General features: G+C 59.2%; 14 protein-coding genes. 10 read left to right on the top strand and 4 right to left on the bottom strand.

Features of this window, described 5'->3' with window-relative positions:
* Positions 1-121 precede the first annotated feature (121 nt).
* From QP968_RS05270 to manA, 4 genes are all read left to right on the top strand, one after another.
* Complete coding sequence (locus QP968_RS05270; RefSeq protein WP_284855363.1) at positions 122-784, top strand: hypothetical protein; 663 nt, start codon at positions 122-124, stop codon at positions 782-784.
* 274 nt (positions 785-1,058) lie between these two features.
* Positions 1,059-2,060, top strand: coding sequence for a 3-hydroxyisobutyryl-CoA hydrolase (locus QP968_RS05275; RefSeq protein ID WP_284855364.1), 1,002 nt, complete (start codon positions 1,059-1,061; stop codon positions 2,058-2,060).
* A 91-nt stretch (positions 2,061-2,151) separates the two neighbouring features.
* Entirely contained in the window at positions 2,152-3,591 is a 1,440-nt protein-coding gene (locus tag QP968_RS05280) for a glyceraldehyde-3-phosphate dehydrogenase (protein WP_284855429.1), read from the top strand.
* A gap of 117 nt (positions 3,592-3,708) precedes the next feature.
* Complete coding sequence (gene manA / locus QP968_RS05285; RefSeq protein ID WP_284855365.1) at positions 3,709-4,896, top strand: mannose-6-phosphate isomerase, class I; 1,188 nt, start codon at positions 3,709-3,711, stop codon at positions 4,894-4,896.
* Here manA and QP968_RS05290 read toward each other — a convergent pair.
* Together QP968_RS05290 and QP968_RS05295 are read right to left on the bottom strand one after the other, a co-directional pair.
* Positions 4,880-6,025, bottom strand: coding sequence for a glycosyltransferase family 4 protein (locus QP968_RS05290; protein ID WP_284855366.1), 1,146 nt, complete (start codon positions 6,023-6,025; stop codon positions 4,880-4,882). The two genes, manA and QP968_RS05290, sit on opposite strands and share 17 nt — an antisense overlap.
* A 34-nt stretch (positions 6,026-6,059) precedes the next feature.
* A complete protein-coding gene (locus QP968_RS05295; protein WP_284855367.1) occupies positions 6,060-7,253 on the bottom strand; it encodes an NAD-dependent epimerase/dehydratase family protein in 1,194 nt (397 codons plus the stop codon).
* Between the two features lie 170 nt (positions 7,254-7,423).
* On the opposite strand from QP968_RS05295, the gene QP968_RS05300 reads away from it, so the two are divergent.
* Positions 7,424-9,094 (top strand): FAD-binding dehydrogenase, encoded by a 1,671-nt coding sequence (locus QP968_RS05300; RefSeq protein WP_284855368.1) that lies wholly within the window; start codon positions 7,424-7,426, stop codon positions 9,092-9,094.
* A gap of 4 nt (positions 9,095-9,098) precedes the next feature.
* On the opposite strand, the gene dsdA is transcribed toward QP968_RS05300, so the two are convergent.
* The gene (dsdA, locus tag QP968_RS05305) at positions 9,099-10,379 is read right to left on the bottom strand and encodes a D-serine ammonia-lyase (protein ID WP_284855369.1); all 1,281 of its coding nucleotides are present in this window, start codon (positions 10,377-10,379) and stop codon (positions 9,099-9,101) included.
* A gap of 121 nt (positions 10,380-10,500) precedes the next feature.
* On the opposite strand from dsdA, the gene QP968_RS05310 reads away from it, so the two are divergent.
* Complete coding sequence (locus tag QP968_RS05310; protein WP_284855370.1) at positions 10,501-11,715, top strand: MFS transporter; 1,215 nt, start codon at positions 10,501-10,503, stop codon at positions 11,713-11,715.
* A gap of 2 nt (positions 11,716-11,717) precedes the next feature.
* On the opposite strand, the gene QP968_RS05315 is transcribed toward QP968_RS05310, so the two are convergent.
* The gene (locus tag QP968_RS05315; protein WP_284855371.1) at positions 11,718-12,197 is read right to left on the bottom strand and encodes a hypothetical protein; all 480 of its coding nucleotides are present in this window, start codon (positions 12,195-12,197) and stop codon (positions 11,718-11,720) included.
* Between the two features lie 31 nt (positions 12,198-12,228).
* Here QP968_RS05315 and QP968_RS05320 point away from each other — a divergent pair, with 31 nt between their 5' ends.
* The 4 genes from QP968_RS05320 to QP968_RS05335 all read left to right on the top strand — a co-directional run bounded on the left by QP968_RS05320 (position 12,229) and on the right by QP968_RS05335 (position 16,689).
* Entirely contained in the window at positions 12,229-13,386 is a 1,158-nt protein-coding gene (locus QP968_RS05320) for a YihY/virulence factor BrkB family protein (protein ID WP_284855372.1), read from the top strand.
* 37 nt (positions 13,387-13,423) lie between these two features.
* Positions 13,424-14,290 carry a patatin-like phospholipase family protein gene (locus tag QP968_RS05325; RefSeq protein ID WP_284855373.1) on the top strand — a complete coding sequence of 289 codons (867 nt, stop codon included), beginning with the start codon at positions 13,424-13,426 and terminating at the stop codon, positions 14,288-14,290.
* Between the two features lie 60 nt (positions 14,291-14,350).
* Positions 14,351-15,220, top strand: a complete 870-nt coding sequence (locus QP968_RS05330; RefSeq protein WP_284855374.1) for a patatin-like phospholipase family protein — start codon at positions 14,351-14,353, stop codon at positions 15,218-15,220.
* Between the two features lie 77 nt (positions 15,221-15,297).
* On the top strand, positions 15,298-16,689 hold the full coding sequence (locus QP968_RS05335) for a hypothetical protein (protein ID WP_284855375.1): 1,392 nt from the start codon (positions 15,298-15,300) through the stop codon (positions 16,687-16,689).
* Positions 16,690-16,827 lie beyond the last annotated feature (138 nt).

Genomic DNA, 16,827 nt, shown 5'->3' on the forward strand with positions numbered 1-16,827 from the left:
GCAAACGTTAGTATGACCTAATTGGGAAAGGATCTTTTGGATTGCACAGAGGCGCGTGTCGTACGTGCTCGCTAGGCTGACGCAAACACCGCAGACAGAATTGCCAAAACTAAGGACTTCAGTGGACAAGATCGTTCTCGACAGCGCTTATAAGAATCTCAGTGGCGAGCATTTTGTGCTCTACGTGGATGAGACATTTAATAGGCCCGAGGAAAAGCTTGATCACTCTTTCTACGTGGTCTGTGGAGTGCTAGTTCAGGAATTTTACCTTGAAGAGACGCGAAGAGAATTGCTCGAAATTGTCGGACAGGCTTACTGGCACACTACCGAGGCGCTTCAAACCGATGAAGGGCATGCGAAGGCCGAAGAGTTGCTTGAGTACTGCCGACGCGTGCGAGATTGCCACGTTTTTGCGTACAAGAAAAACTTGCCTAAGCAGGGGGACGCAAACGAGGTAGTTAGCTCGGCGCGTGAAGAGTGTCTAAGGGAACTGCTGATAGTTGTGCAGCGTCACTGTCCGGGACTGCGACTGATCGTTATAGAAAAGCGTCAAACCAACGCCCAGAATGATGCGGATAGGCGCGTGGTTAAAAGTCTTCGCGCTGAAAAACGTTTGAGCCGTCACACTCGATTGCTTTTGGTATCACCAAAGGATGAGTATCTGCTTTGGCTGCCCGATCTTTCTGCGATGGCATTCCGACGTTCAAAGACGCATAAGGATAAAACGAGCTATTACTTTGAGCAGTTCCTCGGAGAGATCTCGATCGTGAACACGTTGGATTGAAGAGAATGGGGCAAGCGTAACTGAGCCCGCCGGCCAGCAGCTCGACGGGCTCTAGGCGACCGTTGTCCCCAGAAAGATCTGGCGAGGGCGGCGCCTCTGGATAACAGAATAGTCAGAGGCCCTCGCGAAGTTCCATCTCTTTTTAGTAAGTTCTTTTGCCTGCGGGTTTAGGTAGGAGAAGGATCGATCTTACCCCTTTATGGGGCTATGGACCGTCGATAAGCAATGTGCGAATTTTGCGCGGGCTTCCCGTGAACTGTGGAACACTGGTTTCATGGCAGAAACTTTGAATCCACCAGTGCGGATTGACGTGGCGCAGTCTACCGGCGTGATCACGCTTGATCGGCCGAAGGCGCTGAACTCGCTCAATCCGGAAATGCTGTATCCGATCATTGATGCACTCAAAGCGTGGCGGGATGATGATGCGATTGAGCAGGTGCTCGTCGTTTCGTCGGGCAAGCATTTCTGCGCGGGCGGGGATGTGCGATACGCGCGTGAGGCGATCATCGCTGGACGGCACGAGGAAATCGATGAGTTCTTCCGCCGCGAGTATGAGATGAATTTGATGATCGCGGAGTACCCCAAGCCGTTTGTCTCGCTCATCTCAGGTGTAGTGATGGGCGGTGGCCTGGGCTTGTCCGCGCACGGTAGCTACTTGGTGGTTACGCCGGATGCGTTTGCGTCAATGCCGGAGATGAACATCGGTTACTTCACGGATGTGGGCATGAGCTGGAGGCTGCAAAACCTTCCTGGTCACCCAACGCTGGGTCTGGGCATGTTCCTCGCGTTGACGGGTTACCGGCTCAACGCGCATGAAATGGTGGCCACGGGCCTGGCTACGCACCTCGTGGAATCGCTTCATGGTCTTGCGGAGCGAATTATTAATGAGGGCGTGGGTGTGCTTGACGAGGTTGCGGTGAAGCCGGATCTGAAGGAGTACGAGGAGCTCGAAGAGCTGTACGTGCTTCTCGACGATGTCTTTGTCCACCCATGGCCCGAGATTAAGAAGCGCCTCGACGGTCGTCTGGCTGAGGTTGTGGAACCACTCATCACACAGGCCTCGCCGTCTTCCCTCGTTGCCACGGCTGAATTGATGCTGGCTAACTCCCACTGTGACCTGGCCACTGCGTTGGAGAATGAGGACAAGCTGGGACTGATTCTGCGCCGGGAGAATGATTTCTTGGAAGGCGTTCGTGCCGTTTTGGTGGATAAAAGCAACGATGCGACCTTTGAACCGGAGCCTGAGCCCGAAAAATATCGCGACGCGATAGAGTAGAGCTGCTGGTTATTAGACCCTTCGAGTAGTGCACAAGGACTGAATTGTGAACGCTGAAAACCCGATCAATCCGAACTCCCCGTCCAACGCGATGGATGACTGGAACCACAAACTCACCCTCGCTCAGGAGATGCTGCCGCTGATCAGCCAGCTTCACCGCGAGAACAATGCGGTGACCTCCATCTACGGTCGCCTGCTGGTGGGTATGACTGACATTGAGATCATCAAGGCTCACCGCTACGCACGCCGCGTGGTGGAGCGTGAACTGCCGTTGGATGCAACGCTGCCGATCTTGCGCGAGCTGACCACCATGAACCTGGGTACCTCCTCCATTGACCTGGGTCGCCTGGCTAAGAACTACAGTCGCACCGAGGGTGTGGAACTGCGCACCTTCCTGGAGGAGGAGCTCGCTGAGGTCATTGGTGGTGACAGCCACCGTGTGCCACGTGATGTCGTCCTATACGGCTTCGGCCGCATCGGTCGCCTGCTCGCCCGCATTCTCATTGCCCGCGAGGCCCAGTACGGTGGCGTGCGTCTGCGTGCTGTCGTGGTGCGTAAGAAGGGCGATGATGATGTGGTGAAGCGTGCGTCGCTGCTGCGCCGTGACTCCGTGCACGGCCCGTTCAACGGCACCATCACCGTGGACAAGGAGAAGGAGGTCATCTGGGCTAACGGCACCCCGATCCAGATGATCTACTCCGATGATCCGGCAACGATTGACTACACCGCCTACGGCATCAATGACGCAATCGTGGTGGACAACACCGGCCGCTGGCGCGACCGTGCGGGCCTGTCCCAGCACCTCAAGTCCAAGGGCGTCTCCCGCGCACTGCTCACCGCGCCGGGCAAGGGCGATGTGAAGAACATCGTCTACGGCGTGAACCACGACATGATCGACGATTCGGATCAGGATCGCGTGCTGTCCGCAGCATCCTGCACCACCAACGCGATTACGCCGGTGCTCAAGGTTATCGGTGACCGTTGGGGTGTGAAGCACGGTCACGTGGAAACGGTTCACTCCTACACGAATGACCAGAACCTGGCCGATAACTTCCACAAGGGTGCCCGCCGTGGTCGCGCTGCTGCACTGAACATGGTCCTCACCGAGACGGGTGCTGCAAGCGCAGTGTCCAAGGCTCTGCCGGAGTTTGAGGGCAAGCTCACCGGTAACGCCATCCGCGTTCCTACCCCGGACGTGTCCATGGCTGTGCTGAACCTGGACCTGGAGAGTGAGGTCACCCGCGATGAGGTGAATAACTACCTGCGTCGCGTGTCCACGGACTCCAACCTGCGTCAGCAGATTGATTACATCAACTCCCCGGACATCGTTTCCACCGACTTCGTGGGCACCACCCACGCCGGCATCGTTGATGGCCTTGCCACCATTGCCACCGGCAACCACCTCGTGCTGTACGTCTGGTACGACAACGAGTTTGGTTACTCCAACCAGGTGATCCGCATCGTCGAGGAGATCGCTGGGGTTCGCCCGCGCATTCTGCCGACGCGTAAAGCACCGGGTGAGATTCGCTAGGACCTAGCGAGGTTCACAGTTAAGCGGCGCGGCCTCAAGCGAGGTTCGCGCCGCTTTTGTGTGCGCTAGCTATGATTGCGGGAAGACTAGCCAACCACACAGAAAGCGTTCTTGGCCATGCTTAAGCTCACTGGAATCCTGCAACATTACGCGTGGGGTGACACAAGTAGCATTGCCATGCTTCAAGGGCGCAAGCCGGGTGATGAGCCGGAAGCAGAACTGTGGTTCGGTGCTCACCCGAGTGCGCCTTCCGGCACGACGGCAGGGCCGCTCGATGCAGTTATCGCTGCGAATCCCGTGCAGGTTTTGGGGGAGAAGACGGCCACTGATTGGGATAGCCGCCTGCCGTTTTTGGTGAAATTACTCGCTGCGAAGCAGCCGCTGTCCATTCAGGCGCATCCCTCCATTGCGCAGGCTAAGGAAGGTTTTGCGCGAGAGGATGCGGCGGGTATTCCTCGTGATGCCTCGCACCGCAATTACAAGGACGAGAACCACAAGCCGGAGATTCTCGTTGCCCTCACACCGTTCCGTGCGATGGCGGGTTTCCGTCCCATCGAGGACACGGTGCGTTTGCTCGAAGCGTTTGAGATGCCAGAACTCGATGAGGTGGCAAGAGTGCTTGTCGACGGCTCCTTGGAGGCATTGCTGCGCCACTGGCTGAACCTGGACAACCCAACACCGCTGGTGGATGCGGTTGTAGCTCGTGCGGGAGAGATCGCCGCGGCAGGTCATGCTGATTCGGATGTGGCGCGTCTGGCGGAGAACATTGTGTTCATCGGGCAGGAATTCCCCAGCGACGTGGGTGTCCTGGCGGCGCTGTTGCTCAACCACATTGTGTTGGAACCGGGCGAGGCAGTCTTTCTGCCCGCTGGTAACTTGCACGCCTATCTTGAGGGCTTTGGCGTGGAGGTCATGGCGAACTCGGACAATGTGCTGCGCGGGGGGTTGACCAGCAAGCACATTGATGTGGATGAGTTGATGGATGTGCTCATCTTCTCGCCCATCGCGGACCCCACCTTGGATGTTGTCACGCACGTAGAAGAAGCGGTGCGGGGATCAGTTCGCTGCACTGAGTATCCGGTGCCGGTGAAGGACTTCGCGGTAAGCCGATATACCAGCCAGGAGGCGGGGGAAACCACGCTGTCTGACGGTCCGGCGATTGTCCTGGTTGTGGCGGGACAGTTGGAACTGGATGGTTCCGTGGCGCTTGGGCCCGGTGAGGCAGCATTCATTGCTGCTGATGATGGGGCAGTGGCTGCTACCTGGGATGGGGTAGGGGACTTCTTTGTTATTCGCCCCGGTTAAACCGGTTAGTACAGTCCTCGTAGTACTCGACGAGGGTCTCCGTCGCCGCGCGCCAGGACCAACGTTGTGCCTCCGCGCGGGCGGCGGTGCGCATGGCGTGGCGGCGGGGAGCGTCGATAAGCAATTGTGCGAAAACCTCGGCCCACTGGGCTGGTGCGGCCTCCTTGTCCACGAGGAAACCTGTCTCACCATCGTCGATGACAAAGGGGATGCCACCCGCACGTGCGCCCACGACGGGGATACCGGACGCGAACGCTTCGAGAGCGACGAGGCCGAGAGTTTCCGTGAGCGAGGGAAACGCGAATACGTCCGCTGAGGCAAAAGCTTGGGCGAGTGGCTCGCCCGACATGTAACCAGTGAACACGGTGTAGGTGGGATCCAAGGTCTGTTTCAGCTGCTCAAGCTGCGGGCCAGCGCCCACCATGGCCAAGCGCGCGCTGGGCACTTTTTGGCGCAGAAGAGGCATGACATCGGCGAGAAGCGCGAGGTTTTTCTCCGCGCTCACACGACCAACGTAGATGAGCAGCGGTGCGTCCGGATTCCCGTCGGTGAGCTTCGCACGCATAGCGGGATTGGCCTTTTCCGGGTGATAGCCCACGGTATCTACTGCTTTGGGCCACAACGCGAGGTTGCGGAAACCGTAACCCGCGGCGGTGTCCATCATCGGCCCCGATGTGACCAGGTTGAGCTGGGCGCGATTGTGCAGGGCGCGGATAAGAGCAGTGGCGGGTTTCTCCGCGAAGCCGATACCCAGCTCTTTCGTGTACGCAGGCACATCGGTGTGAAAGGAGGCGAGCAGCGGAATCTTGTGGCGGCGGGCAAGGAGTGCGCCATAGCCAGCGAAGAAAACCGGGTTGACTGCGTGCACGATGTCTGGCTGAAAATGAACGAGCTCGCGTGCCACCGACGAGGAGGGAAGACCGACCTTTACTTCGGGGTAAATCTTGTGCAAGGAGATACTCGGAGCACGCACGACTCGGAAACCGGCGTAGGTATCCGGTGTATCACCGGTGGCCAAGATGAGCACCTCATGGCCGAGTTCCGCCAGCTGATCAACAGTGCGAATGATGCGGGTGACCACACCGTCAACCTTGGGCAGGAACACCTCGGTGAAGATGGCAATGCGCATGGTATTGTTCGTTGTTATTCGTTGTCCTGCTGGATTAACGCTCGGATTCTGGGACGCCCTCGGCTTGGTTGCGCGTCCACAGGGAACGGGCTGGGATCTTGGTGCGGTCCACGCGGTGGGCGTACTTCTTGGCCACTTCCTCGACCTCTTGGAGGAGACCCTCGGCGAGCTTGGTGGGCTGCAGACCAAGGCTGAGGAAGGTGTCATTGGTCACGTGCAGCTCGTTCTCATCTGCTTCCTTGCGTGGGTTGGGAACAAGCGCGAAGTCCGTGCCAGAAATCTTGGCCACGAGCTGGGCCAGATCGCGCACGCGGTGAGTCTCCGTCATCTGGTTGAAAATCTTCACCCGGTCACCGTTGGTAGGCGGATTCTCCAAAGCTAGCTGGATGCACTTGACCATGTCACGGATGTGAATGAAGGCGCGGGTCTGCCCGCCGGTGCCGTGCACGGTGAGCGGGTAGCCGATGGCGGCCTGCATGAGGAAACGGTTGAGTACGGTGCCGTAATCGCCGTCATAATCAAAGCGGTTGATCAGGCGCTCATCGCGTTCCGTCTGCGGGGTGTGCGTGCCCCAAATGATGCCCTGGTGCAGATCCGTAATACGCAACTCATCATTCTTGGCGTAGTAGGCAAAGAGATTCTGGTCCAGCACCTTGGTCATGTGGTACACCGAACCCGGGTTGGTGGGATAGAGGATCTGCTGGTCAATGAGCTCCTCGCCGGTATCCACCTTGATATCCAGGTAGCCTTCCGGGATCTTCATGCCGGCGGTGCCGTAGCCGTACACACCCATCGTGCCCAGGTGGACGATGTGGATGTTCAGGCCGGATTCCACCACGGCAACGAGCAGGTTGTGGGTGGCGTTGACGTTGTTGTCCACGGTGTAGCGCTTGGTCACCGAATTCTTCATGGAATACGGCGCGGCGCGCTGTTCAGCGAAGTGGATGACGGCGTCAGGCTGGAATTCTTCGATGAAGGCGAGTAGGCCGTCGTAGTCTTGCGCCACGTCAATATTGCGGAAGTTAATCGCCTTGCCGGAGACTTCCTTCCAAGCGGCCAAGCGTTCTTCAGTAGTGGCGATAGGTGTGAGGGATTCCGCCCCCAGCTCCTTATCAATGCGGCGTCGGGAAAGGTTGTCCACGATGGTGACGTCGTGCCCAATGTCCGAGAGGTGCAGGGATGCTGGCCATCCGCAAAAACCATCGCCACCGAGTACTGCAATCTTCATCGTCGAACTTAAACCTTTCTTTGTGGCTGCTCCTGCTTCGCAGCGGGGAAGTCTTCCGCTCACGTTACCGTGACCGCCGATGACGTGCCGGGGGAGCGGTGGATGACAGGGAAGGAATCTTTTTGTGTGAACCGCCTCCTTAATGTTTTGTCCCAGCTACTATTTGGCCCATGAAATCAACTGATCCGATCATCATTGTTGGCGCAGGCCTGGCAGGCCTGGTGGCAGGGCATGAAGCCGTTAAAGCGGGCCGCAAGGTCGTCTTCATTGAGCAGGAAAGTCGAGCAAACCTTGGTGGCCAGGCGTTCTGGTCACTCGGTGGATTGTTCATGGTGGGCACACCGGAGCAGAAGCTGATGGGGGCTAAAGACTTTGAGGATCTGGCCTGGACTGACTGGCAGAACTCAGCGGACTATGACGATGCGGATCATGATTACTGGCCACGGAAGTGGGGCCGGGAGTACGTGCGCTTCGCGTCAAATGAGATGCACGGGTACCTGAAGGAGCTGGGGTTGCGCGTGCTGCCTACCGTCGGTTGGGCTGAGCGTGGCTCGGGTGATGCGTCTGGCCACGGCAACACGGTGCCGCGTTTCCACCTCACCTGGGGCACTGGCCCGGAGGTTGTGCGCGTGTTCCGTGAACCGGTGGAGCGCGCCGAAGAAGCAGGCCAGGTGGAGTTCAAGTTCCGTCACCGGATGGATGAGATCATCGTCGAGAATGGCCGCGCAGTGGGGGTGCGGGGAATGGTGCTGGTAGATGATCCGCGGCCACGTGGTGAGGCCTCGAATAATGATGAGCTGGAGCCGTTTGAGATCCGCGGTGATGCGGTGGTGATTTCCACCGGTGGCATTGGCGGCAACGTGGACAAGGTGCGCGAGATGTGGCCGGAGGATCGTTGGGGGCCGTGTCCAAAGGACATGGTCACCGGTGTGCCAGAGCATGTCGATGGGCGCGGTATCACCATCGCCGAAAAAGCTGGCGCGAACCTAGTGAACACGGACCGCATGTGGCACTACCCGGAAGGCATGATCAACTGGGATCCGATCTGGCCGGGCCACGGCATTCGAATTATTCCTGGGCCGTCGTCTATGTGGCTGGATGCGACGGGCAAGCGTTTGCCAACGAACCTGTTCCCGGGCTCCGATAACCTCGCAGCACTCGCCCACATCGGGCGGACGGGGCACGGTTACTCCTGGTTCGTGCTCAACCAGCACATTGCGGATAAGGAGTTCATTTTCTCCGGCTCGGAGCAAAACCCTGACCTGACCGACAAGTCCATCAAGAAGCTGGCGGGCAAACTCGGTCCGGGCACACACCCGGCGGTGAAGGCCTTCATGGATAACGGCGCTGACTGGGTCATCGCGGACACTTTGGAAGAGCTGGTGGCCAAGATGAATGAGCTGGGCGATGACGGCATTGAGGTGGATGCGGAGCTCGTGCGCAAGCAGGTAGTCGACCGTGATGCGCAGCTGACCAACTCCTTCTCCAAGGACGCACAGATCAACTACATCCGCACCGCCCGGAACTTCCTAGGCGACAAGATCGTGCGTTGCGCGGAGCCACACAGGCTTCTCGACGAAAAGAAGGGCCCCCTCATCGCCGTCAAACTGCACGTGCTCACCCGTAAGACCCTCGGCGGCGTGGAAACCGACTTGGACGGGCGCGCACTGCACAGTGATGGTTCCGTATTCCCGGGCCTGTACGCCTGCGGTGAGGTTTCTGGCTTCGGTGGTGGCGGCTACCACGGCAAGAATGCCCTGGAAGGCACCTTCCTTGGTGGTTGCATCCACTCCGGTAGGCGCGTGGGGGAGGCAGTGGCGAAGGAATCTGCAGCGGAGTAGTGCTCTAACGCGCACTCCACTGCAGGGCCGCTGTGGCGGCCTGACCACGCAGCCGGTCTCGGTCACGCACGGGGATGAGGGAGCCGCCGGTGAGCCACACGAGATGAGTAGTGTCCGCGGGCATCTCTTCGGTTGGCAGGCGCCAGGGGATGGTCAGTCCAGCGGCGGCCGACGGTTCCACGGAGATGCCTGAGGTGCGCTCCAGCCAGTTGACGCTGGCGAGCGTGGTCACATCGTCGACGGTGTGGAAACCACTGATCAGGTGGGCGGCGTGCTCAAAAGCAAAAGGTGACGGGCTTTGTACAGCCAAACCGTCGGCGACGGTGCGTCCGCTGAGCCCATAATCGGCGCAGTTCACCGCGGCACCTTTCCCGGTTGCCGCGCCCAGCATGAAGCAGGGGCTGGCCACGGGTTCAACGAAGTGGCAGTGGACGCTATCCCCGAAAGCAAGCTTCAGACCGAAGGCCAGACCACCCGGGCCGCCGCCCACGCCGCAGGGCAGGTAGACATTGAGGGGCGTGTCCGGGGTGAAGGTGCGTCCGAGGGAATCGAATTGTTCTTTCAGGCGCTGGCCAGCCACGGCATAACCGGCGAAAAGTCCGGGGGAGTTTTCATCATCGATGAAGAACGTGGCCGGATCGTCGGCGGCAGCATCCCGTGCGGCGGCGACGGTGTCAGTGAACAGTCCAGGGTGCTCAACCACAGTGGCGCCACCGGCGCGCAGTGAGTCTTTCTTCCACTGCTTCGCTTCGGTGGACATGTGCACCACGGTGGGGAAGCCCAGGCGAGGGCCGATGGTGCCTACAGCGAGACCGAGGTTGCCGGTAGAGGCAACAGACAAGGTGAGTTCGGCTCGTTGCTCAGGTTCGGGGTATTCCTCCGCCAGGCGGAGAACCTCATGGATTCCACCGCGGGCTTTGATGGAGCCACTGATGGGCAGACTGTCATCGCGTTTGACCCACAGCTCACCGGGTAAGGGGAAGCCCATGAGTTCGGTGACATAGGTCTGTGTGTCGGGGGTGGGCTCGAGTGCGGATTCGATTCGGCCCGGGTGGGGTTCTTGGGCCGTCGCGGGGAAGGTCTGCGCGATCCACGGTGCGAGACGGTCCAAGCGTGCTGTGGCTTCCTCCACTGAGGCGATAACGGCGGGATCCAGCGCATCCGGCGCGTGCTCGGGTGTGCATACCCAACTCATTTCCTGCTGGGATTCCAAGGCACCGAGGAGTGAAAGCGCTTGCGGTTGGGCAGTGGCGGGGCGGTCCCACGGCATCATCGGGGAATTCATAAAACCCAATCCTAGGAGTTCGGGCAGGTAAAAGATGTATAGTAACGCAGGTCACAATTTTCTCTGTGTATCGCAGTACTGCAACTGTCAATCTCAGCCATGAGTGAGGAGGATCTACCGAATGCCAACCAGCATGAGTGCGGGGAAGTCGTCGCCGAACATTGTGTTCGCAAGCGTCATCGCTTTTTTGATTAGCGCGGGATGGGCCGCGAACCATTTTGCTTCCGTGCTGGTGGTACTACGCGAAGACTGGGAGATGTCCACCCTGCTGGTGAATAGTGCCTACGGTATTTATGCGCTAGGGCTGTTCCCATGTCTGATTGCTGGCGGGTTGGTAGCGGACCGATTTGGTTCCCGCCCGGCGGTGTTGTTGGGGTCCACGGTAGCCATGCTGGGCAACGTTGTTCTGATGTTCTGGCAGCAGCACACAGCGGTGTTGTTGGGCGCCCGGTTTGTCATCGGTCTCGGTGTAGGGCTGGTGGTCAGTGCAGGTACTGCGTGGGCAGGCCGCCTGCGCGGGGCATCCGGTACAACGTTGGCTGGCATCTTCCTCACCTCCGGGTTCATGCTTGGCCCCATCGCTTCCGGCATTATCGCGCACCTGGTCAGTGGGCATTACGCGATTTACATCCCGTACATCGCCTCCATCGTGCTGTCCATCGCCGCGATTGCGTACTCCTTCCTCGCCGGGGATGTGCCGAACTTCCATGAAGTTCAGGTGGCGCCGGCGCATGATGCTGAGGAACAAACACCTGCACCGGTGATTGAGAAGTCAACGGCGAAGGCCTTGTTCACGGCGTTCCCCATGGGCCTGTGGGTCTTTGCATCCATGACCAGTGCCGTCATAGTTCTTGCTGGACGCGTGGGCAACCACTTTGAATCAAGTGCGTTTATGCCGGGTGTGGCTGCGGTGGTGGCCTTCGGTTCGGGCTTGGTTATTCAGGCTTTGGGCCGTCGCTTCCATTTCGGGCCGATCTCCGGCGTGATTGGTGCGGTGTGCTCTGCCACGGGATTTGTGTTGGCGGCACTCGGGGGTGCTACGCCGTCGCTCGTTGTGTTTGTGTTGGCCGCAATTTTCCTCGGGCTGGCATACGGCTTGTGCTTGCGTGAAGGTCTGCTGGATGTGGATACGTTCTCCCCACCGGAAAAGCGTGGTTCCGTGATCGGTGTGTACTACGTGGCCACCTACATTGGCTTTGGTTTCCCGCCACTCATTGAGTGGCTGCATGGCTACGTTGGGCCGTCGCTGCCGTACTGGGTGCTGGCATCGCTCGCGCTCGTATCCGCGGTGATCCGTACGGTGCAGATTCGTTCGGGTTACCTCGTGCGCAAGTAGGGCTATTCCACCACGATGGCCACGTGCACTGTGGCCAGTTCGTGTTCACCCGGTCCTGCAGGAAGCGCACGCAACTCTGCCTGCGTCGCGGCAGTCACGGGAATGGTCCAGCCAGTATTCGGATCGAGGGTCGGTGCACCGCCACGAACCCCGGTTTGGAAGGTCACGGGGCGGGCGGTGGGGGAGGTGAGGCGACAGGGGCCGTCGATAAGCATGAGCTTGTTAAACGTCTCTTCGTCGACCGTGATGATCACGATGATTTCATCTGTGTCCGGCGAGAGATTCGCCGTGTGAACCTTGAGCGTGCGCGCGGTGATCTCTTGTGGGGCACGTCTGCGACGCAGAAACACCATGACGATGGTGAAGATGAGAATCGCCGGGGCGAAAAGTAGCGCCAGAATGAAGAGGGACTCAGCAGGGCTCGCGTTGAAGCCGAGCTCGCCGTTGGGTGTAAACAGGCCCGCCACTGTCACAGAAGTCATGGCCACACCCTACTCGCGTTAGGGTGAAATCATGGAGGACAAGCTTATCGACGGCCCCACCCTCATCCAGCCCTACGGCCCGGGGCCGATCGATGCCCTTGACCGCGATGTCACCGAGCAGAATGTGCTGCAGCGTGGCAACCGGCTGGGGTGGAAAGGGTGGAAACTCGTGCTGGCGCGCACGGTCTTTGATTTTGGGCCCCTTGCCATCACCGACCGGGGCGCGTCCATGACATTTTTCAGTGTCACTGCCTTTGCGCCGACGTTGTTGGCGTTTTATTCCACCGTGACCTTGCTCTTTCCCACCGATCAAACAGAGCTGCGCACCATGATCGGCGGGTTCATTGATAACACCGTGCCTGAAGCCCTGCAGCCGCAGGCGATGGAACTTTTCCTCACCGTGGTGGGCACGCCAGCGCAAAGCACGATCGCGCTGACAATCTCCATCATGATTTCCCTGTTATCCGCGTCTGCCTATGTGCGCGCGTTTTCGCGCAGTACCAACGTGATTTATGGCCGGACGGAAGGCCGCAGCTTGTGGGTGACGTGGTTGACCATGTGGGCGATCACCTTGCTGCTGGTGGCTGGACTCGTTGTGGTGATGGCGGCGCTGGTTCTGCGCGAAGACATCATCAACGCCGTGGTGGGCCCCATCGCGGAGCCACTGAGGCTACAAGGAGTGGTGAACTACCTCAACCAGATCTTGCTGCCGGTGTGGGAATGGTTGCGCTACCCAGCAGTGGTGGTCACGGCCGTGGTGTTGCTGTCCTGCCTGTTCTACTTCGCACCGAATGTTCGCCCTGGCCGTTTCCGCCTGCTCACCGTGGGGGCGGTATTTGCCATGCTGGTGATCGGTGCGGCGTGGGCACTGTTTGGGTGGTACATCTCCACCTTCGGTGTGCGCAGTGCCTACGGTGCATTCGGTGCGGTGCTTGCCGTGCTTGTGGCCATCTGGGTGATGAACATCGTGTTGTTGTTGGGGGTCAAGCTCGATGCGGAGATCCTGCGCGCCAAGGAACTGCAGATGGGGCTTGAGGCTAAGACGATGATTCAGGCGGGGCCACGCGCCGATAAAGCGGTGCTGTTTCAGCGCAAGATTCGTGCTTTTCTGGAGCGCTTGGCAGACGACGTTCAGGCTGATGATCGGGCTGATGCTGAGCCTGAAAAACCGGCAGATGGTGGTTTCTAACGGCAAATGAGTAGCTTCACCCGTAGAGTGGTGAACCATGATTGATGCACGCGATACCGCCCTGATCATTGAGGGCGGAGGAACCCGTAACTCGTACACGGCCCCAGCGATCATGAAACTGATCGAAGAGGACGTGCAATTTGGCTGGGTTGGTGGCGTTTCCGCTGGCGCGATTCACGCCGTGAACCTGCTCTCCCGCGACGCGCAACGCACGCGCGAGGCCTTCACCACCTTCATGGGGCACCCGAAGATTGGTGGTCTCCGTTCCCTCGCGCTGGGGCGTGGTCTGTTGAATGCGGAGTTCATGTTCCAGGACCGTGGTGGCCTTTTGCCGTTTGATCTGGATACTTTCAATGCGACTGAGACAGACGTCCACATTGAGGCAGTGCGGGCGGACACCGGTGAATCCGTGGCCTTTAATAATGAGCAGCTGACGGACGAGGACTTTATTAACCTGGTCATCCGTTGTTCCTCCACCATGCCCATGCTCATGCCCATGGCCTACATCGATGATGTCCCATACGTCGATGGTGCTCTGGGTGACGGTGGCGGTTTGGTTATCGATGCAGCAGAGCGGGCCGGCTACTCCAAATTCCTCGTCCTGGCCACCAAGGACCGTGACTATGTCCGTGAGCAGCCAAACCGTCCGGCGATGATTCGCCGCATGTTCCCCAAGTACCCTGAGGTCGCGCGCCGCACGATTGAGCGCGCTGATGAGTACAACCGGGCCAAGGACCGCATCATTGAGCTGGAGAAGGAAGGTCGCGCATACGCTTTCTTCCCGGAGAACATGATGATTGAAAACACCGAGCTCAAGGTGCCCAAGCTCGAAGCGAACTTTGCTGCTGGTGAAGAACAGCTTGAGCGTGAGTGGCCCGCCATCAAGGCGTTCCTGGAGGGCTAAGGGTGGGGCGCGGGGGACGTCGATAAGCGATAAAGCTCCCGCAGTCCTACAATCAGGGACATGATTGACGCGTCCGATACTGCCTTAGTTATTGAAGGTGGCGGAATGCGCAATTCGTACACCGCGCCAGCCATAGTGAAGCTCATCGAGGAAAACGTGCGCTTCGGCTGGGTCGGCGGTGTATCGGCGGGCTCCGTGCACACGTTCAACTACGTGTCGCAGGATGCTCACCGCGCACGCGAATCCTTCACTACCTTTGCCGCGCACGAACAATTTGGTGGGTGGATGTCCTTTGCGCGGGGGCACGGATACTTCAACGCCGAGTTCATCTACGAACGCTCCGGTGATGTCCTGCCCTTCGACTGGGAGACCTTCCAAGCCAACAGTGACATCGAAGTTCACATTGAAGCAGTTCGCGCCGACACGGGGCACACCGAGCAGTGGACGCGCCGCACCATCGACTCGCCGGAAAGCATCGGCCTCATCGCCCGCGCATCCTCAACAGTGCCGAAAGTCATGCCGATGGGCTTCATCGACGGCATTCCGTATGTAGACGGCGCGCTCGGGTATTCAGGGGGCTTGCTTATTAGCGCCGCGGAGAAAGCCGGCTTCCAAAAATTCCTCGTCCTTGCCACTAAGGAACGCTCCTACGTGCGTCCAACAGTGACACGGCCGACGGCCACGCGCAGGCTGTTTTCCAAGCACCCCGCCGTGGCTGAAGCCCTTATCGTGCGGCCCGGGCGCTACAACGCTTCTAAACGCCGCATCCTCGAACTCGAAAAAGAAGGGCGCGCGCAGGTGTTCTTCCCGGAAGCGATGAGCGTGGACGCATCCGAACGAAATCTAGCCAAGCTCACCGCCAACTACGCCCTGGGGAAGGCGCAAGTTGAGCGCGAGTGGGAGCAGTGGATGGAGTTTTTGGGGCGTTAGTGGTTGCTGGTCGCTGCTAGTGGTTTCCAGTCTCTCAAGTGGCATATTGCTTGGAATTTGCTGCTAATATCCCGTGAATGAAGTTATCTCTGCGTATTGCTGCCCTCCTTGTGGCCGGGGCAGTTGTTGGCGGCGGTGTCGCCCAAGCTCAAGCTCAACCTGCGCCCACCGGGACCCGGCTGATGCACCGGGATGTGGAATCCTCCGATGCTGTTCCGTGGGCCGGCCCCAATGCCGCTGGGCAGCTGCATTGGTCGGTGCCTCAGGGAACATGCTCCACGGTTTTCCAGGCGTCCAATGGCATGGTGCTTGGATTGTGCACCAAGTATGTGGGCACGGAACAAAAACACAAGAATCCGCTGGGTCTCGACGTGGTCGTGCCGTCCGTTGTTCTCTTCGATCCGAACACCGCGCAGCCGCTGGCCACCTTGGAACTGCGGAAGGCATCGCTGCTCGGTGGCGTGTATGGCTACCTGGATGAGCAGGACGAGATTGTCATTGCTGAAGGCACGGACGTGCTGCGCATTGGGCACCACTTTGATCATGGGCGGTGGCACCTGACCATCGAACAGCGCACGCCGCTTGGTCTGCCGGCCGGTACGCCTTTGGCGGGGCTGGCCTCTGACGGCGCTGGTCGTACGTGGTTTGTGACGAAGTACTCCACCATCGGTGTTATTGATGGCTCGCGGATTATCACTCGCCCGCTCGCGCAGGCACCAGGTGGTGAAATCGTTGCTAATGGCCTGACGGGTAGACCCAACGGCATGAGCGTTCTTACCAGTCATTCGCTCAATGAGGTCTTCTACAACGGTAGTTCCATTGAGCTCAAGTGGCGCCGTGACTATGACCGCGGCAGTGCGCGCAAGCCAGGTCAGTTGTCATGGGGCTCAGGAACAACGCCGACGGTGTTTGGGCCGGGAGGGAAGTGGCAGGCGATCGTCGATAATGCGGATGGCTCCCCGAATCTCATCGTCTTGGACTCCGAAACCGGCAACGACGTCTGCGTGATGCCGGCGTTCACCAGCGGCGGGCCAGGCACGGAAAATTCCATCATGGCTAGCGGGAACACGCTGTGGATTCCTTCCACGTACGGCTTCGTGTACCCGCCGAATGCGGTTGAAGGTATGGCTCGTCCGATGTTCGCGCCGTTTACGGGAGGGCTTACGCGTATCGACGTTAAGCCTGATGAGGGTGCCGGTGTCACCTGCGAACGCGTCTGGGAGAAGCCACGCAAGATTGAGACCCTGCCGATTCTGACGGAGAAAGACCGCATGATCTGGTCCCTCAGTACCGATCCGGCGCGGTTGAGCGTTGACCTCGTGGGCATCAGCGCGGACACGGGCGAAGAGGTTGCGCGCCGTCAGGTTGGCCATCTGCCTGGAGACTTGCCACTGCAGCTGACCGGGATGATCACACCGGATGGGGCGTACTGGCAGGGGACCTTGACTCGTATGATTCGGGTGAAGTAGGGGATTTTTCGGAAGGGCCTTCTCTGAAGGCTTTCTCGAAAAAGTTCTCGAACACCCTTGCGTAACCGTGTTTGGGTGGGATAGGATGTTGTTAGTGGCCGATAAGGTGAATTAACAACATCCTTAGGGGAAGGAGGG

It is taken from the genome of Corynebacterium sp. MSK041, assembly GCF_030232265.1.
GTDB lineage: Bacteria > Actinomycetota > Actinomycetes > Mycobacteriales > Mycobacteriaceae > Corynebacterium.

Coding starts and splice junctions, on each gene's coding strand:
- QP968_RS05280 (WP_284855429.1), top strand. CDS start 2,152: ATGGATGACTGGAACCACAAACTCACCCTCGCTCAGGAGATGCTGCCG.
- QP968_RS05330 (WP_284855374.1), top strand. CDS start 14,351: ATGATTGACGCGTCCGATACTGCCTTAGTTATTGAAGGTGGCGGAATG.
- manA (WP_284855365.1), top strand. CDS start 3,709: ATGCTTAAGCTCACTGGAATCCTGCAACATTACGCGTGGGGTGACACA.
- QP968_RS05335 (WP_284855375.1), top strand. CDS start 15,298: ATGAAGTTATCTCTGCGTATTGCTGCCCTCCTTGTGGCCGGGGCAGTT.
- QP968_RS05320 (WP_284855372.1), top strand. CDS start 12,229: ATGGAGGACAAGCTTATCGACGGCCCCACCCTCATCCAGCCCTACGGC.
- QP968_RS05325 (WP_284855373.1), top strand. CDS start 13,424: ATGATTGATGCACGCGATACCGCCCTGATCATTGAGGGCGGAGGAACC.
- QP968_RS05275 (WP_284855364.1), top strand. CDS start 1,059: ATGGCAGAAACTTTGAATCCACCAGTGCGGATTGACGTGGCGCAGTCT.
- QP968_RS05295 (WP_284855367.1), bottom strand. CDS start 7,253: ATGAAGATTGCAGTACTCGGTGGCGATGGTTTTTGCGGATGGCCAGCA.
- QP968_RS05290 (WP_284855366.1), bottom strand. CDS start 6,025: ATGCGCATTGCCATCTTCACCGAGGTGTTCCTGCCCAAGGTTGACGGT.
- QP968_RS05315 (WP_284855371.1), bottom strand. CDS start 12,197: ATGACTTCTGTGACAGTGGCGGGCCTGTTTACACCCAACGGCGAGCTC.
- QP968_RS05300 (WP_284855368.1), top strand. CDS start 7,424: ATGAAATCAACTGATCCGATCATCATTGTTGGCGCAGGCCTGGCAGGC.
- QP968_RS05310 (WP_284855370.1), top strand. CDS start 10,501: ATGCCAACCAGCATGAGTGCGGGGAAGTCGTCGCCGAACATTGTGTTC.
- dsdA (WP_284855369.1), bottom strand. CDS start 10,379: ATGAATTCCCCGATGATGCCGTGGGACCGCCCCGCCACTGCCCAACCG.